The 25,330-nt window shown below is 64.1% G+C and carries 21 protein-coding genes and 1 tRNA gene; 11 read left to right on the forward strand and 11 right to left on the reverse strand.

Going from position 1 to position 25,330, the window contains the following annotated elements:
• Positions 1-58 precede the first annotated feature (58 nt).
• From dusB to hflX, 7 genes are all read left to right on the forward strand, one after another.
• Positions 59-1,078 (forward strand): tRNA dihydrouridine synthase DusB, encoded by a 1,020-nt coding sequence (gene dusB, locus L286_RS33755; protein WP_020820861.1) that lies wholly within the window; start codon positions 59-61, stop codon positions 1,076-1,078.
• Positions 1,075-2,184 (forward strand): two-component system sensor histidine kinase NtrB, encoded by a 1,110-nt coding sequence (locus tag L286_RS33760; RefSeq protein WP_007689189.1) that lies wholly within the window; start codon positions 1,075-1,077, stop codon positions 2,182-2,184. The genes dusB and L286_RS33760 overlap by 4 nt, the downstream gene beginning before the upstream one ends.
• Positions 2,184-3,629: a nitrogen regulation protein NR(I) gene (gene ntrC / locus L286_RS33765; RefSeq protein WP_020820862.1), complete on the forward strand. Its 1,446-nt coding sequence runs from the start codon at positions 2,184-2,186 to the stop codon at positions 3,627-3,629. The genes L286_RS33760 and ntrC overlap by 1 nt, the downstream gene beginning before the upstream one ends.
• Positions 3,630-3,724: 95 nt before the next feature.
• Positions 3,725-5,989, forward strand: coding sequence for a HAMP domain-containing histidine kinase (locus tag L286_RS33770; RefSeq protein WP_013040003.1), 2,265 nt, complete (start codon positions 3,725-3,727; stop codon positions 5,987-5,989).
• Positions 5,979-7,352 (forward strand): nitrogen assimilation response regulator NtrX, encoded by a 1,374-nt coding sequence (ntrX, locus tag L286_RS33775; protein ID WP_007689171.1) that lies wholly within the window; start codon positions 5,979-5,981, stop codon positions 7,350-7,352. Before L286_RS33770 ends, ntrX begins: the two co-directional genes overlap by 11 nt.
• A 143-nt stretch (positions 7,353-7,495) precedes the next feature.
• The gene (hfq, locus tag L286_RS33780) at positions 7,496-7,990 is read left to right on the forward strand and encodes an RNA chaperone Hfq (protein WP_013040002.1); all 495 of its coding nucleotides are present in this window, start codon (positions 7,496-7,498) and stop codon (positions 7,988-7,990) included.
• Positions 7,991-8,055: 65 nt separating this feature from the next.
• Entirely contained in the window at positions 8,056-9,387 is a 1,332-nt protein-coding gene (gene hflX, locus L286_RS33785) for a GTPase HflX (protein WP_020820863.1), read from the forward strand.
• Positions 9,388-9,429: 42 nt separating this feature from the next.
• Here the strand turns inward: hflX and mazG are convergent, their stop codons facing one another.
• The 10 genes from mazG to L286_RS33835 form a co-directional block, all read right to left on the reverse strand.
• On the reverse strand, positions 9,430-10,221 hold the full coding sequence (gene mazG, locus L286_RS33790; protein WP_020820864.1) for a nucleoside triphosphate pyrophosphohydrolase: 792 nt from the start codon (positions 10,219-10,221) through the stop codon (positions 9,430-9,432).
• Between the two features lie 130 nt (positions 10,222-10,351).
• Complete coding sequence (locus tag L286_RS33795; protein WP_020820865.1) at positions 10,352-11,647, reverse strand: MFS transporter; 1,296 nt, start codon at positions 11,645-11,647, stop codon at positions 10,352-10,354.
• Positions 11,644-12,279, reverse strand: coding sequence for a retropepsin-like aspartic protease family protein (locus L286_RS33800; RefSeq protein ID WP_020820866.1), 636 nt, complete (start codon positions 12,277-12,279; stop codon positions 11,644-11,646). The genes L286_RS33795 and L286_RS33800 overlap by 4 nt, the downstream gene beginning before the upstream one ends.
• Before the next feature lie 16 nt (positions 12,280-12,295).
• A complete protein-coding gene (locus L286_RS33805; RefSeq protein WP_020820867.1) occupies positions 12,296-13,075 on the reverse strand; it encodes an MBL fold metallo-hydrolase in 780 nt (259 codons plus the stop codon).
• Positions 13,072-13,845, reverse strand: a complete 774-nt coding sequence (locus L286_RS33810) for a TatD family hydrolase (RefSeq protein WP_020820868.1) — start codon at positions 13,843-13,845, stop codon at positions 13,072-13,074. The genes L286_RS33805 and L286_RS33810 overlap by 4 nt, the downstream gene beginning before the upstream one ends.
• A gap of 1 nt (position 13,846) precedes the next feature.
• Entirely contained in the window at positions 13,847-15,409 is a 1,563-nt protein-coding gene (metG, locus tag L286_RS33815) for a methionine--tRNA ligase (protein ID WP_020820869.1), read from the reverse strand.
• A gap of 43 nt (positions 15,410-15,452) precedes the next feature.
• Positions 15,453-16,415 carry an AAA family ATPase gene (locus tag L286_RS33820; RefSeq protein WP_020820870.1) on the reverse strand — a complete coding sequence of 321 codons (963 nt, stop codon included), beginning with the start codon at positions 16,413-16,415 and terminating at the stop codon, positions 15,453-15,455.
• Positions 16,412-17,035 (reverse strand): dTMP kinase, encoded by a 624-nt coding sequence (gene tmk / locus L286_RS33825; protein ID WP_025160486.1) that lies wholly within the window; start codon positions 17,033-17,035, stop codon positions 16,412-16,414. Before tmk ends, L286_RS33820 begins: the two co-directional genes overlap by 4 nt.
• Before the next feature lie 14 nt (positions 17,036-17,049).
• Complete coding sequence (locus tag L286_RS33830) at positions 17,050-18,213, reverse strand: D-alanyl-D-alanine carboxypeptidase family protein (protein ID WP_007689136.1); 1,164 nt, start codon at positions 18,211-18,213, stop codon at positions 17,050-17,052.
• Between the two features lie 80 nt (positions 18,214-18,293).
• Complete coding sequence (locus L286_RS33835; RefSeq protein ID WP_020820872.1) at positions 18,294-19,331, reverse strand: lytic murein transglycosylase; 1,038 nt, start codon at positions 19,329-19,331, stop codon at positions 18,294-18,296.
• 250 nt (positions 19,332-19,581) lie between these two features.
• Here L286_RS33835 and L286_RS33840 point away from each other — a divergent pair.
• The 3 genes from L286_RS33840 to L286_RS33850 all read left to right on the forward strand — a co-directional run bounded on the left by L286_RS33840 (position 19,582) and on the right by L286_RS33850 (position 20,702).
• Positions 19,582-19,671, forward strand: a tRNA-Ser gene (locus tag L286_RS33840).
• Between the two features lie 74 nt (positions 19,672-19,745).
• Positions 19,746-19,946 (forward strand): hypothetical protein, encoded by a 201-nt coding sequence (locus L286_RS33845; RefSeq protein WP_013039990.1) that lies wholly within the window; start codon positions 19,746-19,748, stop codon positions 19,944-19,946.
• Between the two features lie 303 nt (positions 19,947-20,249).
• Positions 20,250-20,702 carry a DUF983 domain-containing protein gene (locus L286_RS33850; RefSeq protein ID WP_197532073.1) on the forward strand — a complete coding sequence of 151 codons (453 nt, stop codon included), beginning with the start codon at positions 20,250-20,252 and terminating at the stop codon, positions 20,700-20,702.
• A gap of 154 nt (positions 20,703-20,856) precedes the next feature.
• Here L286_RS33850 and secA read toward each other — a convergent pair whose 3' ends face one another.
• Positions 20,857-23,586, reverse strand: a complete 2,730-nt coding sequence (secA, locus tag L286_RS33855) for a preprotein translocase subunit SecA (protein WP_020820874.1) — start codon at positions 23,584-23,586, stop codon at positions 20,857-20,859.
• A gap of 216 nt (positions 23,587-23,802) precedes the next feature.
• On the opposite strand from secA, the gene L286_RS33860 reads away from it, so the two are divergent.
• Complete coding sequence (locus L286_RS33860; RefSeq protein WP_020820875.1) at positions 23,803-25,314, forward strand: ArnT family glycosyltransferase; 1,512 nt, start codon at positions 23,803-23,805, stop codon at positions 25,312-25,314.
• Positions 25,315-25,330: the final 16 nt, after the last annotated feature.

Genomic DNA, 25,330 nt, shown 5'->3' on the forward strand with positions numbered 1-25,330 from the left:
TTGCCGTTGCAGCGGATTTCCGCTAAGGGCTGCCTGTTTTTTAGGCAGTGATGGTTTGATGCAGACGCTTTCTCCGATTTCCATTGGTCCGGTGACGATCGACATGCCGGTCGTGCTGGCCCCGATGACGGGCGTGACGGACATGCCGTTCCGCACGCTGGTGCGGCGCTACGGCTCCGGCCTCAACGTGACGGAGATGATTGCGACGGCGGCAATGATTCGCGAGACGCGCCAGTCCTTGCAGAAGGCCGCCTGGCATCCGCTGGAGGAGCCGGTGTCGATGCAGTTGGCGGGTTGCTCGCCCAGCGAAATGGCCGAGGCGGCAAAGCTGAATGCGGATCGCGGGGCGGCGATCATCGACATCAATATGGGCTGTCCGGTGAAGAAGGTGGTGAACGGCGATGCGGGCAGCGCTCTGATGCGCGACCTGCCGCTGGCGGCTTCGCTGATCGAGGCGACGGTGAAGGCGGTCGACGTGCCGGTCACGGTCAAGATGCGCATGGGCTGGGACCATGCCAGCCTGAACGCGCCGGAGCTGGCCCGGATCGCGGAGGATCTGGGCGCGAAGCTGATCACGGTCCACGGCCGCACCCGCTGCCAGATGTACAAGGGGTCGGCCGACTGGGCCTTCGTGCGCAGCGTGAAGGACGCGGTGTCGCTGCCGGTCATCGTCAATGGCGACATCTGCTCCATCGACGATGCGGAAACCGCGCTGGAGCAGAGCGGCGCGGACGGCGTGATGATCGGGCGGGGCGCCTATGGGCGGCCTTGGCTGATCGGCCAGGTGATGCACTGGTTCCGCACCGGGGAACGGCTGGCCGATCCCTCGTTGGAAGAACAATATCGCGTGATTACCGAACATTATCGCGCAATGTTGGAACATTATGATAATCACACCGGCGTCAACATGGCCCGCAAGCATATCGGCTGGTACACAAAGGGCCTGCCCGGTTCGGCCGAGTTCCGCAACGCGGTGAACCAGGAGCCGGACGGCGATGTCGTGCTGGACATGCTGGCGCGCTTCTACGAACCGCTGATTGCCGACGATGAGCCGGTCGAGACGCGCAAGGCGGCATGACGGCGACCATGACGACCATCCCGTCGCTTCGACCGCAACAGGATGGGCCTTCGCTTTCCGAACTGATGACGGCGCTGCCCGTCGCGACCCTGGTGGTGCGGCCGGACAACAGCATCGCCGATGCCAATGTGCGCGCCGAAACGCTGCTCAACATGGCGCGGTCGGCCATCGTGGGCAGCGACATAGCGCGAACCATCCGCATGGCGGAAATGGGCGCGCGCTTCGATATATGGCACAGCAACAAGCCGATCGCCGCCTATGACATCCGCGTGCATGCCGGGCGCACGGCGGAGATGGAAATCGACCTGATGATCGCGCCCATCGTCGACCATGAAGGCTGGCGCGTGGTATCGATCCACACGCAGAGCCAGGCGCGCAAGATCGGCCATCGCGGCACGGCCGGCGGCGCGCGCTCCGCCATCGGCGCGGCGGCGATCCTGGCGCATGAGATCAAGAATCCGCTGTCGGGCATCAGGGGCGCGGCGCAGTTGCTGGAATCGGGCAATGACGGGCGGGATGCCGCCCTTACGCAACTCATCTGCAATGAGGTCGACCGGATCGCCGCGCTGATCGACAGGATGCAGGACTTCACCACCGACCGGACGCTGGAGTGCCGCAGCGGCAACATCTATCCACTGATCGACAGGGCGGCGAATATCGCGGCCGCCGGATTTGCAAAAGACATAAGAATCATAAAGAGTTATGATCCATCCCTGCCATTCGCCAACATCAACGAAGATGCCCTGGTGCAGGTGATGATCAACCTGCTCAAAAATGCTGCGGAGGCGCTGGAGCATAGCAGGAAGCCGAGAATAAGGGTCGAAACGGCGTTCCGCCATGGCGTTTCGGTGGTGGTCGGCAAGGGGAAGGGCAGCGCGGTGCTACCCATCGAAATCCTGGTCGTCGACAATGGGCCGGGCGTGCCGGAGCATATATTGGACCATCTGTTCAACCCCTTCATCACCGGAAGGCGGGATGGGACGGGGCTGGGGCTGGCGCTGGTGGACAAGCTGGTGCGCGACATGAGCGGGTTCGTGCAATATTCCCGCGATCATGAGGCGGGGGAATCGACCTTCCGAATCCTTCTGCCGATGGGAACGGGCTGATGGCGGCAACGGGCGCGATCTTGGTGGTGGATGACGATCCGGCGATCTGCGTGGTCGTCGGGGAAGCGCTGCGTCGGCAGGGATACAGGGTCAAGACGGCAGCCTCCATCCGGGAGCGCAGCGCCCTGCTGGAGAGTTTTTCGCCGGACGTCCTGATCACCGACGTCATGCTGCCGGACGGCGACGGACTGGACGGGATCGCGGAGATACTGGAACGGCGCCCCGCGCTCAGCATCATCATCCTGTCGGCCCAGAACACGCTGAACACCGCCATCCGCGCCACGGAGAAGGGGGCGTTCGAATATCTGCCCAAGCCCTTCGACCTCAACGAACTGACGCGGGCCGTGTCCGACGCGCTGGGATCGGGAAAGGGAGCAGACGAGGAGGCGGCCGATGCCGGCCTGCCGCATGACGGACTGCCGCTGGTGGGTCGTTCGCCGGCCATGCAGGAGGTCTATCGGACCATCGCGCGCGTGCTGTCGAACGACCTCAGCATATTGGTGCTGGGCGAATCCGGGACCGGCAAGGAACTGGTGGCGGAGGCGATCCACAGCCTGGGGCAGCGGCGGACCAAGCCCTTCGTGCCGATCAACATGGCCGCCATCCCCCGCGAACTGATCGAAGCGGAACTGTTCGGTTACGAAAAAGGGGCCTTCACCGGCGCCCATGCCCGCACCGCCGGCAAGTTCGAGCAGGCGCAGGGCGGCACGCTGTTCCTGGACGAGATCGGCGACATGCCGATGGAGGCGCAGACCCGGCTGCTGCGCGTCCTTCAGTCCGGAGAGGTCACGACCGTCGGCGGCTCCAAATCGGTCAAGGTGAACGTCCGCATCATCGCGGCCACCAACAAGGATCTGCCGAAGCTGATCGAGGACAATCGTTTCCGGCAGGATCTCTATTATCGGCTGAACGTGGTCCCCATCGCGCTGCCGGCGCTGCGCGAGCGGCGGGAGGACGTGATCCTGCTGGCGCGCCATTTCCTCGACCGCGCAGCGCAGGAGGGGCTGCCGCGCAAGTCGTTGTCCGACGACGCGGCGCAACTGCTGATGGCCTATCACTGGCCCGGCAATGTGCGCGAGCTGCAAAACCTCATGCAGCGGCTGGCGGTGCTGAGCCGCGAGAATATGATCACCGCCGACATGCTGCGCAACAGCCTGCCGCTGGAGGCCGTGCCCGCCGATTACGCCGCCCCCGGCGACCTGCTGGGCCAGGCGGTGCGGGAATGGGCCAAGCGGCAACTGGGCATTGGCCTCACCCAGCCGAACCGAAACCTGCACGACGACCTGCTGGCCGTGGTGGAACCCATATTGTTCCAGGAAACGCTGGCGAGCGTTGACGGAAACCAGATTCGCGCCGCCGGATTGCTGGGCATCAACCGCAACACGCTGCGCAAGAAGCTGACGGATTACGGGCTCGATCCGCTTCAGCTTCGGATCGCGGAATGAAGGGGCGACGAACCGACCGCCCTTTTCGACCGGAAGCGCCGTGCCGATCAATTACTGTGTTTGATCGGGCACATTAATGTTGTAACCAAGCCACTATGGAAGGCGCAGTGACTCTCCCGGCGCGGGGCCGGGCATGGAAAAGGCATTTTCCCCTTTTCCTGCGCCGCCGCCTTGCCGCGGTGGTGGAGGCGGTGACGCTTGTCCTGTTCCTGGGCATGGCGGGCATCACCTATTTCCTGCTGACGGTTCAGGGGCAATCATACACATTGCTGACGCCGCCCATCGTGGCGCTGCTGCTGGTCGCCAATCTGGTGCCGGCCATCGCCCTGCTCGTGCTGCTGGGGCGGCGGGTGGCGAAGCGGCGGGCCGCGCAATCGGCCATCGGCAGCGACGGGCAGCTGCACGTCCGGCTGGTCGCGATCTTCTCCATCGTGGCCAGCGTGCCGATGCTGCTGGTGGTGATCTTCGCGTCCCTGCTGTTCCAATATGGCGTGCAGTTCTGGTTTTCCGACAGCGCGCGGGGCATGCTGCAAAATGCGAGCGACCTGGCGCGGGGCTATTATGAGCAGAACCTGCGCGACGTGCGCGACGAAACCGTCACCATGGCGAGCGACCTGCGCGACTATCTGAGCCAGTCCAACGTCTCCAGCCCGCGCTTTGCGGAGGGCTATATCTATCAGGTGGTGACGCGGAAGCTGAACCGTTCCGCGATCATAGAAATCGGCAAGGACGGCGTGGCGCGCACGGCGGCGACGGTCGACCCGGAAAGCCGGCCCGCTTCGGAAATGCTGACGCCCGACGTGGTGAAGCGGCTAGCGTCGGGCGAGGACGTGGTGGTCGCGGCCAAGCCCAACCAGATCGAGGCGGTGACGCTGCTCTACCCCAATGCGAAAATCTATCTCTACGCCACCCGCGATTCCGGCTCGACGGCGTTCAGCAATGTGGAACGGGCGCAGAAGGTGTTGTCAGATTACGACATTTTCGCCGCGCAGTCCCGCGCCTTGCAGTTGCGCTTCAACATATTGCTGTTCGTGGGGTCGCTGCTGCTGGTGGGCGTGGCGGTCTATATCGCGCTGAAGGTCGCCGACTGGATGGTGCGGCCGGTGAACGAACTGGTGATGGCGGCGCGACGGATCACGGCGGGCGACCTGTCGGCGCGCGTGACCAGCCCGCAGAGCCGGGACGAGATCGGGACGCTGGCCGCCGCCTTCAACCGCATGACGCAGCGGCTGGAGGCGCAGACCGGCGCTCTGGTGGCGGCGAACAGCCAGCTGGATGAACGCCGCGCCTTCATAGAGGCGATCCTGTCGGGCGTGTCGGCCGGCGTGCTGTCGGTGGACCGCGACGGCATCGTCCTGCTGCTCAACAGTTCGGCCGCCGCCATATTGGTGCGGGAGGGCGACGATCCTGTGGGCCGGCCGCTGACCGAAGTGTCGCCCGAACTGGCGGCCCTGATCGCTTCGGAGGAGGATGCGGGCATCGTCCAGATCCGGGCCCATGGCGATGTGCGGACGCTGGCGGTCAAGGTTTCGGAGGACGCGTCGCGCCACATCCTGACCTTCGACGACATCACGCAGCAGCTTTCCGACCAACGTCGCGCCGCCTGGTCCGACGTGGCGCGGCGTATCGCGCATGAGATCAAGAACCCGCTGACCCCGATCCAGCTTGCCGCCGAACGGCTGCAACGCCGCTATGCCGAGGAGGTGACGAGCGACAAGGCCACCTTTACGCGCCTGACCGGCACCATCGTGCGCCAGGTTGGCGACCTGCGGCGGATCGTGGACGAATTCTCCTCCTTCGCGCGTATGCCAAAGCCCGTGTTCCGGCGCGAGCGGATCGACGACATCGCCCGCCATGCGCTGTTCCTGCACGAAGTCGCGCATCCCGACATCCGTTTCGAATATCATTCGACGGACGGCGAGGCGGAACTGGTCTGCGACCGCCGGCAATTGGGGCAGGCGCTCACCAACATCGTCAAGAATGCCGTGGAAGCCATCGAGCCCAAGCCTGCCGCGGATGACGGCGATTGGCGCGGTCAGGTGTCCATGACGGTGGAGCATGACGACGGCAATCTGCTGATCGCGGTGCAGGACAATGGCATCGGCCTGCCGCCGGAACGCGAACGCATATTGGAACCTTATATGACGACCCGGACCAAGGGCACGGGCCTGGGCCTCGCCATCGTGAAGAAGATCGTCGAGGAACATATGGGCGAAATCCGCTTCGACGATGCCGACGGCGGGGGCGCTCGCGTGACGCTGCGCTTCCCGGTGGCGGCGCTCGAGAAACTGGAAGAGGGGCAGGTGATCGCCATGCCCCATGGAAAAACCGCTGGAAAAGTGACGGCCAATGGCTCTTGATATTCTGATAGTCGATGATGAGGAGGACATTCGCGACCTGGTGGCGGGCGTGCTGGAGGATGAGGGCTTCACCACCCGCACCGCCGCCAACAGCGACAGCGCGATAGAGGCGCTGGACGCGCGGCGGCCTTCGCTGGTGCTGCTGGACGTGTGGTTGCAGGGATCGAAGCTCGACGGGCTGGAACTGCTGGACGAGATCAAGCGGCGGGACGCGACCATTCCGGTGCTGATGATCTCCGGCCACGGCAATATCGACACGGCCGTCGCCGCCATCCGGAAGGGGGCGGCGGACTTCATCGAAAAGCCGTTCGAAGCCGACCGGCTGCTGCATCTGGTGTCGCGAGCGACCGAGACGGAACGGCTGCGACGCGAGAACCAGGTGCTGCGGGCGCGTTTCGGGCAGGATGACGAGCTGACGGGCACCTCCGCCGCGATCAACGCCGTTCGCGCCACGATCAAGAAGGTGGCGGGCACGGGCAGCCGGGTGCTGATTTCCGGCCCCGCCGGCGTCGGCAAGGAAGTCGCGGCGCGCATGCTGCATAGCTGGAGCGGGCGGGCCGACGCGCCCTTCATCATCGTCGCCGCCGCACGGATGGACCCGGACCGCGTCGAGGAAGAATTGTTCGGCGTGGAGGACCCGAGCGGGCTGGTGCGTCCGGGCTATCTGGAGCAGGCGCATGGCGGCACGCTCTATCTCGACGAGATCGCCGACATGCCGCTCACGACGCAGGCGAAGATCCTGCGCGTGCTGACCGACCAGAGCTTCACCCGCGTCAGCGGACAGCGGCAGGTGAAGGTGGACGTGCGCGTCATTTCCTCGACCGCGCTCAACCTGGCGACCGAGATAGAGGAACGGCGTTTCCGCGAGGATCTCTTCTACCGGCTGAACGTCGTACCCCTGGTGATTCCCCCGCTGGCCGAGCGGCGAGACGATATTCCCCCGCTGGTCGAGCATTATCTCGCCCGTTTCGCGGCGGAACGCCGGGTGCCGCCGCCGGAGATCGCGAGCGACGCCATGGCCGCGTTGCAGGCCAATGAATGGCCGGGCAATGTCCGTCAGCTCCGCAACGTCATCGAACGCACGATGATACTGGCGCCGGGCGAGCGGATCGGGCGGATCGAACTCGACATGCTGCCCGCCGAACTGACGAGCAATGGCGGTTCGGAAGGGATCGGCCAGTCCGCGATCATGGGCGCACCGCTGCGCGAGGCGCGGGAGAGCTTCGAGCGCGAATATCTGCGCATCCAGATCCGCCGCTTTTCAGGCAATATCTCCCGCACGGCGACCTTCATCGGCATGGAACGTTCGGCGCTGCACCGCAAGTTGAAGCTGCTGGGTATCACCGATGGGAAGGACGGTTGAGGCGAACCGAACGATCTTCACCCAAACAGGGCATGGACGCCTCTTCGCAATTGCGGTAGGCTTGCCTTGCTTCCGACAGGCGGGGGCAGGCAAGACACTCTGCTTAAGGGTGCGAGAGCGGGTAACGTCCCGCCAATAAAGGAATGGTGAAGACCATGGCCGAGAAAGTGAACAACCTTCAGGACATATTCCTGAACAGCCTGCGCAAGAGCAAGACGCCGGTGACCATGTTCCTGGTCAAGGGCGTGAAATTGCAGGGCATCATCACCTGGTTCGACAATTTCTCCGTCCTGCTGCGGCGCGACGGGCAGTCGCAACTGGTGTACAAGCATGCGATTTCGACCGTCATGCCCGCCCAGTCGATGGACCTTACCGACCTGCGCAAGGCCAGCGACGGCAACGGCAAGTCGAAGCTGCTCCAGGAAATCTTCCTGAGCGCAGTGCGCAAGTCGGGCAGCCCGGTGACGATGTTCCTGGTGAACGGCGTCATGTTGCAGGGCGAAATCGCCGCCTTCGACCTTTTCTGCATGCTGCTGGAGCGGGACGGCATGATCCAGCTCGTCTACAAGCATGCCATTTCCACCGTGCAGCCGCTGCATGCCCTGGATCTGACCGGCGAGGGCGAGGGGGAGGATTGAGCGCTTTTTCTTGTCTCCGGCCGGTTTCCGGTGAAGCCGGCGGAGGCGCGAAGCGTTAAGCCCCCATGGCTGTCTTCAACAGAGATTCCGCTGACGAGGTGTCGCGCGGCGCGCGCGCCATCGTCGTGCGCGCCGATGTCCATGGGCCGGAGCGTCGCGACAGCGATGCGCGGCTGGAGGAGGCGAGGGGCCTTGCGCTCGCCATCGGCATCGACGTGCGCGCCGCCCAGGCCTTCCGCGTGCGCGACCGCAAGCCCGCGACCCTGTTCGGCAGCGGGCAGGTGGACCAGATCGCGACGCTGGCGCGGATGGAAGAGGCCGAACTGGTCATCGTCGACAACGCGCTGAGCCCCGTGCAGCAGAGCAATCTGGAAAAGGCCACCGAGACCAAGGTCATCGACCGGACCGGATTGATCCTGGAGATTTTCGGGGAACGGGCCGCGACCAATGAGGGGCGGTTGCAGGTCGAACTGGCGCATCTCGACTATCAGGCGGGGCGGCTGGTGCGAAGCTGGACCCACCTGGAGCGGCAGCGCGGTGGCTTCGGCTTTCTGGGCGGGCCGGGCGAGACGCAGATCGAGGCTGACCGGCGGATGATCCGCGATCGGATGGCGAAAATCCGCCGCGAACTGGACCAGGTGACGAAAACCCGTGGCCTGCACAGGGCGCGGCGTCAGCGGGCGCCCTGGCCGGTGATCGCGCTGGTCGGCTATACCAATGCGGGCAAGTCGACGCTGTTCAACCGGATGACCGGCGCCGACGTCATGGCCGAAGACCTGCTGTTCGCGACGCTCGACCCCACCATGCGGCAGATCGCCTTGCCGGGGCTGGACAAGGCCATTCTTTCCGACACGGTGGGGTTCGTTTCCGACCTGCCGACGCAGTTGATCGCCGCCTTTCGGGCCACGTTGGAAGAGGTGCTGTCGGCCGATCTGATCGTCCACGTCCGCGACATCGCGCATCCCGACAGCGATGCGCAGCGCGATGACGTCATGGACGTGCTTGGCGAACTGGGCATAGCCGGGGAAGGGGCGTTCGAAGCGGGAGAGGGCGAAGAACCGCCGCCGATCATCGAGGCATGGAACAAGCTGGACCTGCTGGATGAAGATGCGGCCACGCTGGCGCGGGAGACGGCGGCGCGGCGGAGCGATGTGGTGGTCCTGTCGGCCTTGACCGGCGAGGGCGTCGATGACCTTCAGCGCGCCGTCAGCGCCCGGCTGACCGCCGGGGCGCAGGTCCATCGGCTGCATGTGCCGCTGGCCGATGGCGCGGCGATGGCATGGCTGCACGAACATGGCGAAGTGATCGGCAGCAGGGCGGAGGGCGAGGATATGCTGGTGGATGTCCGGCTGTCCGACTCCGCGCTGGCGCGGTTCCTCAAGCGCCGGGGGAATTAGCTTTTCCTGATCGCCCTGCGCTGGCGGGAGGGCCATGTCGCGCTATCGCGGCGGCTGCAACTGCCTTTTTGCCTGCTGCCACAAACCTTCCTTCTCATCCAGGGAAAGGGCAGCGAAATTGTCGCCCGCCAGGGTCTCCATGATGCGGAAGCGCTTGTCGAACTTGCCGTTGGCGATACGCAGGGCGACCTCCGGATCGACTTTCAGATGACGGGCGAGGTTGACCACGGCGAAGAGAAGGTCGCCCACCTCCTCCTCCCGTTCCGCCTGGGAAGCGGCCGCCCGCACTTCGCCCAGTTCCTCCTCGATCTTGTCGATGACGCCGCCTAGGTCGGGCCAATCGAACCCCGTGCGGGCGGCGCGTTTCTGGAGCTTTTCGGCGCGGAGCAGGGCGGGCAACGCAATGGCGACGCCCGCCAGCGCGCTTTGATCCGGCTCCTTTTCGGCTCGCTCGGCCGCCTTGATGGCTTCCCATTGGGCGTGGCCGTCCTTGCGGTCGGTCCCTTCGCCAAAGACATGGGGGTGGCGGCGGATCATCTTTTCGGTGATGCCGTCGATGACGTCCTGAAGAGTGAAATGGCCAGCCTGTTCCGCCATGCGGCTATGGAAGGCCACTTGCAGCAGCAGGTCGCCCAATTCATCGCGCAGCGCCGCCATATCGTCGCGCTCTATGGCGTCGGCAACCTCATAGGCTTCCTCAATCGTATAGGGCGCGATGCTCGCGAAATCCTGTTCGATGTCCCAGGGACAGCCCGTTTCAGGATCGCGCAGGCGCGCCATGACATTGGCGAGCGGCATGATGTCGGCGGGGCTCGCCTTGTTGTTGAATGACATGGGAAACTCTGGATCAGTGGGTGGGATGATGATGGATAGGGCGTCGGAAGGGTGAAGGCCAGCTTTCGACCATGAATATGAAAGTCCGATAATAAGGATTATGTTAAATCACAGCTGATCCTTGCGGCCCTCAATCTTCCAATATCCGGCTATGCCGCTGCGTATCGCGCATGCGGATATAGACGATCAGCGAAATGCCGATCATTCCCGACACATAGATGTAGAACGCCTGTTCGACGTCAGCCTGCTTGAACCAGAGCGCGACGAATTCCGCCGTGCCGCCGAACAGCGTGTTGGCCAGCGCATAGGGCAAGGCCACGCCCAATGCGCGGATATGGGCCGGAAACAGCTCCGCCTTCACCACCGCGTTGATCGAAGTGTAGCCCGTCACGATCACCAGGCCGGCCATCACGAGCAGCCCCGCCACCCACGGATCCCTGGTGACGGCCAGCGTCGCGAAGATGGGATAGGTGCAGACGACGCCCATCAGGCCGAAGCCGATCATCAGCGGCTTGCGCCCGATCCGGTCGGAAAGCGCGCCGGCGATAGGTTGAAGCAGCATGAAAAGAAAGAGCGTTATCCCATTGATCTGAGACGCGGTTTCCCGGCTGAGACCGCTGGTATTGACCAGGAATTTTTGCATGTAGATGGAATAGGCATAGAAAGCGATCGTGCCGCCCGCCGTCAGCAACATCACCGTCAGCGTCTCGCGCGGGTGCCGGGTTACGAGTTCCACGAAGCCGGATCTGGGCGCGCCCTCCGCCTTGGCCACGGCAAAGCTCTGGGTTTCGGCCAGTCCGCGCCGCAACCAGAAGACGACGATCGCCAGCGCGCCGCCGATCAGGAAAGGAATGCGCCAACCCCAGGCGTCCAGTTCAGCCTCTGTGAGCATGGCCTGGAGCGCGAGCAGGACGCAGATGGCGACAAGCTGTCCGGCGATCAGCGTCACATATTGGAAGCTGGAGAAAAAGCCGCGATGGTTGCGTCCCGCCATTTCGGACAGGTAGGTGGCGCTGGCGCCATATTCGCCGCCGATCGACAGGCCCTGCATCAGGCGCGCAAGCACCAGCAGCAACGGCGCGGCGACCCCTACGCGGTCATAGGATGGCGTGACGGCGATCAGCAAAGAGCCGGCGCACATCAGCGCCACGGAGAGCGTCAGGCCGCGTTTCCGGCCGTGGCGATCGGCATAGACGCCCATCAGCCAGGCGCCGATGGGTCGCATCAGGAAACCGACCGCGAAAATGCCCGCGGCGCTCAGCAATTGAGCGGTGCGGTCTTCGCTGGGGAAGAAATGCTGGGCGAAATAGAGGGTGAAGGCCGAATAGGCATACCAGTCATACCATTCCACCAGATTGCCGGTGGAACCGCCGATGATCGCCTTCAGGCGCTGGCGCTGATCGGGTGGCGCAATCGATGATGTCATGGGGTCAGCACCATCTCTCCATTCTGCACGGACCAGCTTTTCAGCCGGGACAGCATGTTCATTCCGATCACATTGACCTCCCCGAAAGCCGGCGAAACGACGATGTCGAGGTCGCTCGCCCGGATCGGGCCGACGACGAGCGTGGCGATGGTCGAGCGCTTGACGTCGATCTTGCCGTTCGCGGTCATCATGCTGAGGCCGGGCGCGTTCAGGTCGAAATTAAGGCCCGATGTCCGGGCCGCGTTCACCGACAGGGCGGTGACGCTGGCGCCGCTGTCGATCAGAAAGCGCGTCGGGTTGCCGTTGACCATTCCCTCGACCCAATAATGGCCGTCCGGCGCGACGGGTATGCGCAGCGCCTGCCCCTCCACTCGCGCGGACGGCAAGGCCTTCTGCGCGTCATGGGTCGACGATGACGGGGCCTCGCCCCCTTCCCCATATATGCGGCTGGAAAACAGGCCGAATTTTTCGCCGGCCTTGAACAGCCCCAACAATATGGCGAAGATGACGATCCAGAGCACGGCCATGCGCAGGAGGCCGCCTGTCGGCGCCCGTCGAGCGAGCAGGGCCGATCCGACCAGGACAAGCGCCAGCACGTACCAGAGACTGGACATCGCCTGATCGCCATCCATCGCCTGCCCCCGCCCCCTATGCCGCGCCCAATTCGGCCACCAGCCCGTCATAACCCGGTTCGACGCCTTCCGGGAGTGTCCGGCACAGCGTCGCATAATCCATGCTCTGGTCCATATGGATCAATATGGCGCGGCGGGGCCGTACCGCCTGCACGGCGTCCAGGGTAAGCGCCAGATGTGCATGCGTTGGATGCGGCCTTTCCCGCAGGGCGTCGACCACCCAGATGTCCAACCCGTCGTACAGCGCCAGCATATCGGCCGTTATATCGTGGAAATCAGTGGCATATCCAATGGAATGGCTATCATGCGTGAAGCGGAATCCGGTGGAGAATATCTCGCCATGGGGCTGATCGGTGCAGGCGATGCTGATGTCCCCGATGCGCAGTCCGTCGGGCAGCGCATGGGGTTCGATCGTCGGGTGATAGCCATGGCGTCCTTCGAAGGCATAGCCGAAGCGTTCCCGGAGCAGGCGCAGGGTCTGCGGGCGCGCATAGCCGGGCACGGGCGTGCCGCGATGGTGGTAAAGCTGACGGACGTCGTCCAGGCCATGGCTATGGTCGGCATGGTCATGCGTCCACAATATGGCGTCGATCCGCACCACGTCGGCCGCCAGCAACTGGGCGCGCATGTCCGGCGACGTGTCGATGAGCAGCCGGGTCGTGGGGCTTTCGACCAGGATCGATGCGCGGGTGCGGCGGTTCTTCGGTTCCTGGGGATCGCAGGCGCCCCAGTCATTGCCGATCCGCGGAACGCCGGAGGAAGTGCCGCTGCCCAGAATGGTGAGCTTCAGGCTCATGCCGCCTTGCTGAACAATTTGCGGAAATTGGCGGAGGTCGCCTCGGCCAGTTGCTCGACGCTCTCACCCCGCAAATTCGCCAGGAAACGGGCCGTGTCGGCCACGAAAGCCGGTTCGCAAGGCCTGCCGCGATGGGGAACCGGAGCAAGGAAGGGAGAGTCTGTTTCGATGAGCAGCCTGTCCAGCGGCAGGCGAGCCGCCGTTTCCTGCAAATCCCTGGCGCTCTTGAAGGTCACGATGCCGGAAATGCTGATATGGAAACCCAGTTCCATCGCGGCATCGGCAAAGGCGCCGCTGGCGGTGAAGCAATGGATGACGCCGCCATAGGCCCCCTTCCCCATCTCATCGCGCATGATGGCGAGCGTGTCCTCCTCCGCATCGCGGGTGTGGACGATCAGCGGCAGGCCGGTTTCGCGGGACGCGGCGATATGGGCGCGGAAGCTGCGTTGCTGCCGTTCCCGGTCGCTATGGTCGTAATAATAATCCAGGCCGGTCTCGCCTATGCCGACGATGCGCGGATGGGCTGCGCGCTCGACGAGCTTCGCGGTATCGACATGCGGATGCTCGTCCGCCTCATGCGGATGGATGCCGACGGTCGCCCAGACGTCTGGTTCGCGCAACGCGGTGTCCAGCACATCGTCCCACTCGCTTTCGCGTGTGGCGATGTTGAGCATCAGGCCGACCCCGGCGCCACGCGCCCGTTCGAGCACATTCTGCTGATCCTCGACCAACCCTTTGTAATTCAAGTGGCAATGGCTGTCGATGAACATATTACGCCTCTTCGACGGGCAGTTCGAGGCGCGGGAAAAGCGGCTTGGGCGCGTTAAGGGTGAAGCCGGAAGCGCGAAGATCGGCATACCATGGGCTATTCAATCCAGCGATATTCCTAGCTTCTTGCGGAACTCCCATTTGATCCAGCAACGCTGATGCGCTTCCGGGAATGATGGGCTGGATCAGGATGGCAAGATTGCCGATAGCTGCATACAAAGTTGCAAGTACGGCTTCCATACGCACAGGATCGGTCTTTCGTAGCGTCCAGGGCGCTTGCGCATCAATATACGCGTTGCAGGCAAAAACGGCCCGCATCCAAAGCTCAATAGCGACCGAGGGTGCTAAATCGTTCATACGGATCGTCATGTTCCGATCCGTATCTTCGATAAGGGTCAGCAACTCGGCATCGACATCTTGAGAATTAGGTTCCGGCAGGCGACCTTCCAGATTCTTGGCGATGAAGCTCAGCGTCCGTTGGGCCAGATTGCCGAAGCTGTTGGCGAGGTCGCTGTTCGAACGGGCGACGATCGCCTCCGCGCTGTAGCTGCCGTCATTGCCGAAGGTGACTTCCGACAGCAGGAAATAGCGAAGCTGGTCCACGCCGAAACGCTCCGCCAGTTCCATCGGATCGGCCACATTGCCGAGCGACTTCGACATCTTCTCCCCCCGGTTGAGGAGAAAGCCATGGCCGAAGACCTGTTTGGGCAGGGGCAGCTTCGCGCTCATCAGGAAGGCCGGCCAGTAAACGGTATGAAAACGCACGATGTCCTTGCCGATGATGTGCGTGATGTCGCCCCCTTCCGACCAGTATCGGGCCATGCGTTCGGTATCGTCGGGATAGCCGCAGCCAGTGATGTAGTTGGTGAGCGCATCCACCCACACATACATGACATGGCCGTCGCTGCCCGGCACCTTCACGCCCCAGTCGAAGCTGGTGCGCGACACGCTGAGGTCGGACAGTCCTCCCTCGACGAAGCGCATGATCTCATTGCGGCGGCTGTCGGGCTGAATGAAGTCCGGCTGGTTGGCGTAGAGGTCCAGCAGCTTCTGCTGATAGGCGGACAGGCGGAAGAACCAGCTTTCCTCCACCGTCCATTCCACCGGCGTGCCCTGGGGCGAGAGCTTCTGGCCGCCCTCTCCCTCCGTCAGTTCCTTTTCATCGTAAAAGGCCTCGTCCCGGACGGAATACCAGCCTTCATAACGGCCGAGATAGAGGTCGCCATTGGCCTCCATCGCCTGCCAGATCGCCTGGCTGGCGCAATGGTGATCCGGCTCGCTGGTGCGGATGAAACGATCATAGCTGATATTCAATCCATCGTTCATAGCCTTGAAATATCCCGACATTTCATCGGCAAGCGCGCGCGGTTCCATGTCCCGGTTGCGCGCGGTCTGGGCCATTTTCAGCCCATGTTCGTCCGTGCCGGTCTGGAAGAAGACGTCGCGGCCCATCATCCGCTGGAAACGGGCGATCGCGTCGGTGGCGATCACTTCATAGGCGTGGCCGATATGCGGGCGGCCATTGGGGTAGCTGATGGCGGTCGTGATGGTATAGGGCTTGGACATGGGCCTTCCCTAGCGGGTGTTAGCCCTTGCGCAAAGCCGCTTTTCAGCGGGCGAGGGCCGCGACATGCCCGGCCAGTTCGAAAACCACCGCCCCCGGCTCGAGCGACAGGATGATGGCTCCGCCCGCAAGCTGGCGGGCGGCTTCCCAATGGTCCAGCGCCTTGCCGAGATCGCTCCCCTGCCGCTGGCGCGCCGCCGCCGCGATGAAGGCCGGTGCACGCTCCAGAAAGGCCTCGTAACGGGGCCGCGCCGCCTTGGACGCCAGCATCCTGGCCAGCATCAGCCGCTGGCGATTGCCGGGGTCGCCGTCAGCCGCGATGGCGGCCAGCGAATTTTCCATGTCCGCCATGTTGAGGCCGGCATAGCGCAATGCCTTGCCGGGAGAGCCCTCGCCTGCGCGAACCAGCGCCGTCAGTTCGTCCGGAGACAGGCTCGCGTCCGCCTGGCGCAGGATGCTGCGCATGGCATCCTCGCCCAAGCTGTCGAAGCGCAGCGTGCGGCAGCGGGAGCGGATGGTCGGCAGCAGCCGGCCGGGCGCATGGCTGACCAGCAGGAACAGCATGTCGGCCGGCGGCTCCTCCAGATTCTTGAGCAGCGCATTGGCCGCGCCGCGCTCCAGATCGTCAGCGCTGTCGATCACCACGATCCGCCGCGTGGACAGGGAAGGAGCCGACTGGATCAGGCGCTGGAGGCCCCGGACCTGATCGACCGTGATGTTGCGCGCCGTGCCGCTTTCCTTTTCCAGGCAGAAAAGATCGGCATAGTCGGGATGGGCGTCGGCCTCGAACAGGCGGCGGATCGGGTGGTCCTGCGGCACCTCCAGCCCGTCCGCCGCCATAGGCGGCCCCGCCGCCTCCGCCAGCAGGCGCAGCGCGATGGCGCGGGCGAAGCTCGCCTTGCCGATGCCGCGTGGGCCGACGAGGATCCAGCCATGGTGCAGACGGCCGCTCCGCGCCGCGCCCAGCAAAGTATGGGCCTGCTCGTCATGGCCGAGAAGTGACGTCATGGCAGCAAGTCCCGCACCGCCTCAATCAGCCGAGCCGTCACCGCCCCGGCTTCGCCCGAGGCGTCGACGGCAAGGAAGCGCGTCGGTTCCTGCGCCGCGAACCGATGGAAGGCGGTGGAGACGGCCAGGTGAAAATCCCGGTCGCGCCCGCCGATCCTGTCCGCAGCATCCCCATCGCGGGACCGTGCGCGAGCGCTCGCCTCCTCCTCCGGCAGGGTGAGGAAGAGGGTCCGGTCGGGCAGGAAACCGTCGCTGCCGATCCGGTGAAGCGCCAATATGTCCGCGTCGGTCAGCGCCCCCATGCCCTGATAGGCACGGCTGCTGTCCAGGAAACGGTCGGAGAGCACCCATGCCCCCCCCTCCAGCGCCGGGCGGATCGTCTTTTCGACATGATCGGCGCGAGCGGCGGCGAACAGCAGCGCTTCGGCCCGCGGACTCCAGCGGTCGGCGCCCCCGGTCAGCAGCAGGGCGCGAATGGCCTCCGCCCCTTGGCTGCCGCCCGGCTCGCGGGTTTCCACCACGTCCAGGCCACGCGCGCGCAGGGCGGCGGCAAGCGCCCGCAACTGGGTCGACTTGCCCGCCCCCTCCCCCCCTTCCAGGGAGATGAAGCGGCCCCGCATCTTTCCCGCGGCCGTCACCCGAAAAACGACTTCAGCCCGTTCCACAATCGGCCGAATATCCCGGCTTCGGAGACATCCTCCCCGGCGACGAGCGGCAGGATTTGCGGTGGGGTATCAGGGGTGGAGACGATCAGTTGCGCGATCCGCTGCCCCTTGGCGATGGGGGCCTTGATCGGGCCGGTATAGGCGACCTTGACCGAGATGTTGGACGACGCGGCGCGGGGCAGGGTCACGGCCATGTCCTGCGGCGCCACCAGGGGCACGCTGGTCGCGCTGCCAAGCTGCACTTCGGCGGTCTCGACCGTCTGGCCCTTCTTGAACAGCGGCTGCGCCTTCCATGCGCGGAAGCCCCAGTCCATGAAGCGCACGGATTCGGCGATCCGCTGATTGAAGCTGGTGAGGCCGGCGACGACCATGACCAGGCGGCGTCCCTCCTGCTCGGCCGATCCGGTGAAGCCGAATCCCGCCTCCTGCGTATGTCCGGTCTTGAGCCCGTCGGCCCCGGCCACCTTGCCCAATATGGGGTTGCGGTTGCCCTGTTCGATGTCCGCGCCGCCCATCGTCTTGCCCCAGGTGAAGCTGCGCGTGGCATAGAATTTCTTGTAGAGGTTCGGCGTTTCCTCGATCGTCGCTTCGGCCAGCGCCGCCAGGTCGGCGGCGGTGACATAGGTCACGCCTTCGTCCGGCCAGCCATTGCTGGTGCCGAAATTGCTGTTCTTGAGGCCCAGGCGCTTCGCCTCCTGGTTCATCAGCGCGACGAAGGCCTGCTCGGTCCCGGCGATCCCCTCCGCCAGCACGACGCAGGCGTCGTTGCCCGAAAGGGTGACGATGCCGTGCAGCAGGTTTTCCACCGACACCTGCTCGCCGGGCGACAGGAACATGGTCGAACCGGCCTGGGGGCCGTGCCATTGCTGCCAGGTTTCCGGCCGGACGGTGAATTTCTGGTCCAGTTTCAGGTCGCCCTTCTGGATCAGGCGGAAGGCGACATGGGCCGTCATCATCTTCGCCATGGAGGCCGGCGGTATCCGCGTGTCGCCACCCTTGTTGTAGAGCACCGCGCCTGACGAGAGGTCCTTCATATAGGCGATCGGCGCCTCGCTGCTATAGGGCGGCGCGGCGGCGGTCAGCGGCGCGGAGAGCAACCCGACGAACAGGAGGGCGGCGATGGACTTCTTCATGCAGGATTGCCTTCGGACTGGTGGATTCTTCGAGTGCCTAGCGCTTTCATTAGCCATGGCAGGACCAATAGCAAAGCGCTCTATTGCTTCACCGCGTCGGCGAGCAGGCCGACCGACAAGGCGTAGAAATTCGAGCAGTTATAGTCGAGGATCGCCCGGTAATTGCTGGTGAGCAGATAGGCGGTCTTGCCCGGACCATCGGGTTCCAGCAGCGTCGCCATCACCCGGTCGGCGGGCCATCCGCCCCCGCTCGGCACTATCCCCATGCGCCGCCATTCCGCCATGCTGAGCCAGCGGCTGTGCCGGTTGAACACGCGGGGGCAGCGGGCGGGGCTGGTGCGAGCGGCAAGGGCGGACCGATCAAGACCGGCGGGCACGGACACCGCGATGCCCCACGGCTGGCCGCGCCGCCATCCGGCATGGACGAAATAATTGGCAATGGAGGCCAGCGCGTCGGCCTCGCTGTTCCAGATGTCGACGCGGCCGTCGCCGTCGCCGTCCCTGCCCAGCCGCAGATAGACGCTGGGCAGGAACTGGGGATAGCCCGTCGCCCCCGCCCAACTGCCCACCAGGCGGCTGCGCGGCACGCCATTGTCCAGCATCTTGAGCGTCGCCAGCAATTCCGGTTCGAACAAGGCGCGGCGGCGCCCCTCATAGGAAAGGGTGGCGAGCGAGCGGATCAGGTCGAAATCGCCGGTATAGGCGCCATAATTGGTCTCATGGCCGTAAATGGCGACCATGATCTCCTCCGGCACGCCGGTTTCCGCCTCGATCCGCGCGAGCCTGGCGCGGTTTGCGAGATAGGTCGTGCGGCCGCGGCCGATACGCGCCGCGTCGACATGCTGGCGGCGATACGGCTCGAAATTGGGAATGGGGGCGTATGCGCCGCCGCCGGGCTGGTTCTGGTCGAGCTGGATGACGCGGGGATTGGGCGTCAGGCCCGGAAACACACTGTCCAGCGTCATGTCCCGGATGCCCATCGCCCGCGCCTTCGGGCGGAGGGATTCGAGATAGGCGCGAAAGGCGACATCCTCCTGCGCGCTGACGCTGTCCGCCGTCAGGCCGCCTGCCATCACGGCGGCGAGCCCCAGCAACAGCGACATGATCGACGAACGCATTGAAGAATCTCCTTAACCCCTTTTGTTGCACAGGGATGGCGCGGCGTGAATCCCCTTATTGGCGCGCCGCGCCATTCCGGCGATGAAACCGCGCACCCGCCATTTTACGCTTGGCAAGGCCGTCGGCTTCGCTAGAGCGGGTTTCGATCTGGTTGAATCAGATCGCCGCTCTAGATTCTGTGTTTTCCGCGATCTCTTAACCGGCGATCGGTTCCGATCGCTTGGAAATCGCTCTAGGAAGCGTGGCGACGGACAGGTGGCCGAGTGGTTTAAGGCAGCGGTCTTGAAAACCGCCGTGGGTTCACGCTCACCGTGGGTTCGAATCCCACCCTGTCCGCCATCCAATTTGATCCCCGTTAAAGCGGGACGGTTTTCTTCGTGCTAGGAAGCGGTCGACTATCATCGGAGGTGACGATGTCTGCCGATACCGACGCCCGCTACCTGTTTCGGCGTGCAAGAGAAGAAGCCGCGAAAGCCGACGCCGCGCAAAGGCGCAGCGCGTCGTCGCAGGAGATTGCCGCCCATCGCGAACTCGCGCTGCGCTACAAGGTCAGGGCCCTTGCCATGTCCTGCCCCGATCAGGTGCTTCACGATGCGATGGAGCGGGAGCCCTGATCGGCTTCATGCGCCTTGTCGACCGACCCGGCTTTCCGGAACTTTCACCGGCATCTTGAATTACGAATAAAAAAGCGCTCCCGAGCAAGGGAAAGCCGGGAGCGCGATTTGTTTGCTGTCGGGCATCCAAATCCTGGCCGGATTATCAGGCGCGGATGTCCCTGGCAATCTATCCAAAGCTAGACACGCGCTTTCCGTAACGTCAATCCCGTGATCCGGCGCCCACGGCCCCTGGGGCAAAAAGCCCAATTGAAAATCCGCAGGATATGGCGACATTTCTGCGATAGGCAGAATGGCATGACGATGAGCGACACAGACAGAATATCAGCGATGCAACCGGCAACCCAGGAGGGAGGCCGCTGGAAGCGGCTGTCGCCGATGGAGACCGGCCCGTTCGGTCGGTGCCCCCGCTGCGGCGCTGGGCATATTTTCCGCGGCTTCCTCACAGTGCGCGATCATTGCGAGATTTGCGGGCTGAACTACGACTTTGCCGATCCGGCGGATGGGCCAGCCGTGTTCGTGCAGCTATTCGCCTGCGTCCCCGGCGTGATCTTCATCATCATGCTGGAGATTTTGGCGCGTCCGGGAATTTGGGTGCATCTGGCCGTGGGTGTTCCGGTGCTGATCCTGACGACCGTGCTTCCCTTGCGTCCGATCAAGGGCTGGCTGATTGCCGCGCAATATGTGAACAAGGCGCAGGAAGCCGGGACCGCCGCATTATGGGCGAAACTGCACGATGGCCGGCCCGGCGAATAGGCGCGGGCCGGCCGATTACATGTTCCGGATGGAAGAGTCCCGGCGCGCCTAGAGCGGGTTTCGATCTGATTGGATCAGATCGAAACCCGCTCCGGATTCTTCGTTTTCCGCGATTTCTTGATCAGCGATCGGTGCCGATCGCCTGGAAATCGCTCTAGCTGAGCGCGCCGTGGCAATGCTTGTATTTCTGGCCCGAACCGCAGGGGCATGGCGCGTTGCGGCTGATGTCCAGATTGGCGAACTCTCCAGCCTGCCCGCCTGCGGGAGGACGCGGCAGGGTGGTCGTGATACCGCTGATCTGCCCGCCGTCGATGTCGCCGCTATTATCCTCGCCCGAAAAGGGGTCGATATGGGTGGTGATGAAGTCGGGCAGCACCGGCAGGTCGAATTCCGGCAGCGGTTCTTCCATGCGGAACTGGACGCGGGCGATGGAGCCGGTCACATCCTCGCGGATATTGCCCAGCATGCGCTCGAACAAAGCGAAGGCTTCCTGCTTATATTCGTTGATCGGCGTCTTCTGCGCATAGGCGCGCAGATGGACGACCTGGCGGAGCGCGTCGAGGGTCGACAGATGCTCCTTCCAGTGATGATCCAGGCTCTGGAGCAGGATCGACTTCTCGATCATATGCCAGTTTTCGGGGTCGAGTTCCTTGACCTTGTCCGCCACGGCCTCGTCGGCCAGCGCCCTCAGCCGTTCCTCGATCATCTCCGGATCGACATGATCCTCCGCCAGCCAGGCGTCGAAATCGGGCGCCAGGTTCAGCACCTCGGCCGTCCGCGCCTTCAGCCGCTCCATGTCCCACTGTTCAGGATAGGTGCCCGGCGGGCAGGACGCGCCGACCAGATCGTTGACCGTCTCATGCCGCATGTCGGTGACGACATCGTCCACCGTCTCCGCATCCATGATGTCGCTGCGCTGTTCGTAGATGACCTTGCGCTGGTCGTTCATCACGTCGTCATATTCGACGACCTGCTTGCGGATGTCGTAGTTGCGCGCCTCGACCTTCTTCTGCGCGGTCTCGATGGCCTTGCTGAGCCACTTCGAAGGCGGCAACGCCTCGCCATCCTCCAGATTGGAGCGGATCATCTTCGCGAACATCGTGTCCGGCCCGAAGATCCGCATCAGATCGTCGTCGAGGCTGAGGTAGAAGCGCGACAGGCCGGGATCGCCCTGACGGCCCGAGCGGCCGCGAAGCTGGTTGTCGATGCGGCGGCTCTCATGGCGCTCAGTCGCCAGCACGAACAGGCCCCCGGCAGCCAGCACTTCCTGCTTTTCCGCCTCGATCTCCGCCTCGATCCGGGCAATCGCCGCTTCCCGTTCCGGCCCCTCCGGCATGTCGCGCAATTCGTCCTCGACGCGCATCTCCAGATTGCCGCCCAATTTGATGTCGGTGCCGCGCCCCGCCATGTTGGTGGCGATGGTGACGGCGCCCTTGCGGCCTGCCTGCGCCACGATATGCGCTTCGCTCTCATGGAAGCGGGCGTTGAGCACCGCGTGCTTCACGCCCTCCTGGTTGAGGAATTCGGACAGCATTTCCGACTTTTCGATCGACACCGTGCCGACCAGGACCGGCTGGCCCTTTTCCTGATGCTCGCGGATGGTGCGGGCGATGCCGCGGAACTTGTCTTCCAGATTCTTGTAGAAACTGTCTTCCTCATCGACGCGCTGCACCGGCCGGTTGGTCGGGATGGTGACGACGTTCATCTTGTAGATTTCGAAGAATTCGGTCGCTTCGGTCGCGGCCGTGCCGGTCATGCCGCCCAGCTTGGGGTACATGCGGAAATAATTCTGGAAGGTGATGGAGGCCAGCGTCTGGTTCTCCGGCTCGATATTCACGCCTTCCTTGGCTTCCACCGCCTGGTGCAGGCCGTCCGACCAGCGGCGGCCGTCCATCATGCGGCCGGTGAACTCGTCGATGATGATGACCTTGCCGTCCTTGACGATATAGTCGATGTCGCGGCGGAACATGACGTTCGCCCGCAGCGCCTGATTGACGTGGTGGACGACGGCGGTGTTCTCGAAATCATAGAGGTTGGCGCCTTGCAGCAGCCCCGCCTCCTCCAGCATCCGCTCGATCTTCTCGGTCCCGTCCTCGGTCAGGGTGACGGTGCGCTGCTTTTCGTCCTTCTCATAATCGGCCTCGTCCAGCCGCTTCACGATAGCGTCGACGGCGACATACAGCTCCGACTTGTCGTCGGTCGGGCCGGAGATGATCAACGGCGTGCGCGCCTCGTCGATCAGGATCGAGTCCACCTCGTCGACGATGGCGAAGTTGAAGGGCCGCTGCACCATCGATGCGCGGTCATACTTCATGTTGTCGCGCAGATAATCGAAGCCAAGCTCGTTGTTCGTCGCATAGGTGATGTCGGCATTATACGCCTCCCGCCGCTGATCCTCCGACAGGTTCGGCACGATCACCCCGGTGGTGAGGCCCAGGAAGCGATAGACCTGCCCCATCCATTCGCAGTCGCGGCTGGCCAGATAGTCGTTCACGGTGACGACATGGACGCCCTTCCCCTCCAGCGCATTCAGATAGGTGGCGAGCGTCGCGACCAGCGTCTTGCCCTCGCCCGTGCGCATTTCCGCGATCTCGCCGCGATGAAGCACGATGCCGCCGACCATCTGCACGTCATAATGGCGCTGACCCAGAGTCCGCTTCGCCGCCTCGCGCACCGTGGCGAAGGCTTCGGGCAGCAGGTCGTCCAGCGTCTCGCCCTGCGCCAGCCGCTCGCGGAATCGCACGGTCTGCGCCGCCAGTTCCTCGTCGGTCATGGCGGAGATGGTGGGTTCGAAAGACGCGATCTGTTCGACGGTCTTGCCCAGCGACTTCACATAGCGGTCGTTGGAGGAGCCGAAAATGGACTTGGCGAGTGCGCCGAACATGCAAGTTCCTGACAAAAGGGGACGCGCACGCCTTTGGAGCGATGCACGCGGACATGCGCGGCGATTTAGGGCGCGTACGGGCGATAGTCAATCAGAGCAGCCATGTCGGCGAGGGGCGACGCGGCGCTTGCGACGGATATTCCGACGCGAGAAGGTCTTGATATTGGCGGCTCGCGACATGTTGTGCCAAAGCTCGACGAAATGAGACCCTTGACGATGATTGCCGATTCTGCCCGCAAGAAGTTGCGTGGCGCGACTTTCCTGGCGATGGCGGTTGCCGGAACCCTTCTCTGGTTCGGGATCGCCGGCCTCGCCACGCCCTTCGATCATGACGAAAGCCAATATATAGCGGGCGCCTGGTTCAGTTCGCACATGCTGATCTACCGGGATTTCCTCTATTTGCAGCCGCCTCTGCATGCCTGGCTGTTCGCCCCCCTGGCCTGGGCGTTTCCGGGAGGAATGCTGGCGGCGATGCGGCTCGTCACGGCGGCCTGCGCCGCGGTTGCGCTGATGCTGTTATATCTGGCGCAGCGCCAAGCGGGGGTATCCCGTGGCAGCGCGGTCATCGCAGCCGCCTTCATGGCCGCGACGGCCGCGTTCCAGTTCACCGCCAGCGTGACGCGGAACGACATGCTGCCGACCATGTTGGCTGCGCTGGCGATGCTGTCGACGCTGACGGCATTGAAAGCCGGGCGGCGGCGCTACTGGTTCGCGGCCGGGCTATCCTTCGGGCTAGCGATTGCCGCGAAGCTCAATTTCATTCCTCTTGGCGCGGCCGTTGGCGGCTTTGCCCTGCTTGACCATCGCCGCCACGCGTCCTGGCTGGCGCTTGGCGCCCTGGTCGGCATCGCGCCGATGCTTCTCGCTTGGATGGTGGCCCCCGCCGCCTTTTCCTATGGCGTCGTCACCTTTGCCGCGAGCGGCCCCTTCGCCTGGTATGCGGCCAACGGAGCGGGCCACGAACTGGGATGGGGAGAGAAATTCGGGGATCTGGCGAAATATCTCTGGAGAGGCCCGGCGTTGATCAGCCTGCTGGTGATCATTGCCCATGGATGGGCAAGTCGCGACCGCAGATGTCCGCCCGAAAGGCAGCTGGCCTATTGGATGATCGGCGGCGGTTTGATCGGCGTTGCATTGCCCACGCCGTCGCAGCTTCAATATGTGATGCCATTGCTCCCGCCGCTGGGTCTTGCACTCGGCCTGGTGCTCGACGATGCACGGGCATGGCGGCGGCGCGCCCGCGCGATCCTGATAGCATCGCTATGCCTTGCCGCCGTGCCGGGCATGCTGCCGACCACCCGCCATGTCATCGCCATGGCGCGTCGTGGATCGCCCGTCCTGGCCGCAAGCGACCATGCGCGCTGGGCCGGCGCGCAAGTACGCAGGCTGACGGGCGATGACGAGATCGTCAGCCTCTCTCCTCAGCAACTGGTCGACAGCGGCCTGAACATTGACCCGCGTTTCGCGCCGGGGCCTTTCGTCTACCGGACCGGGTGGACGATGCGGAGTGGGGAAGCCCGACGCATCCACGCCATGATACCGGCGATTCTGACCGATCTGGACCGCGATCCACCCGAGGCGATCCTGGTCGGTTATGAAATGGGTACGCGCAAGCTGCCCCTGCGGCCCGACGACAGCCTGATCGCCTATGCGAAGCGGCGCGCCTATCGAATGCTGGCCATGCCGGACGGTGTCGGAAAGCTCTATGTCCGCCCATCTCGCCGTTGACGGGCGGGCATATTGC

It is taken from the genome of Sphingobium sp. HDIP04, assembly GCF_000445085.1.
In the GTDB taxonomy this organism is placed as follows: domain Bacteria; phylum Pseudomonadota; class Alphaproteobacteria; order Sphingomonadales; family Sphingomonadaceae; genus Sphingobium; species Sphingobium indicum.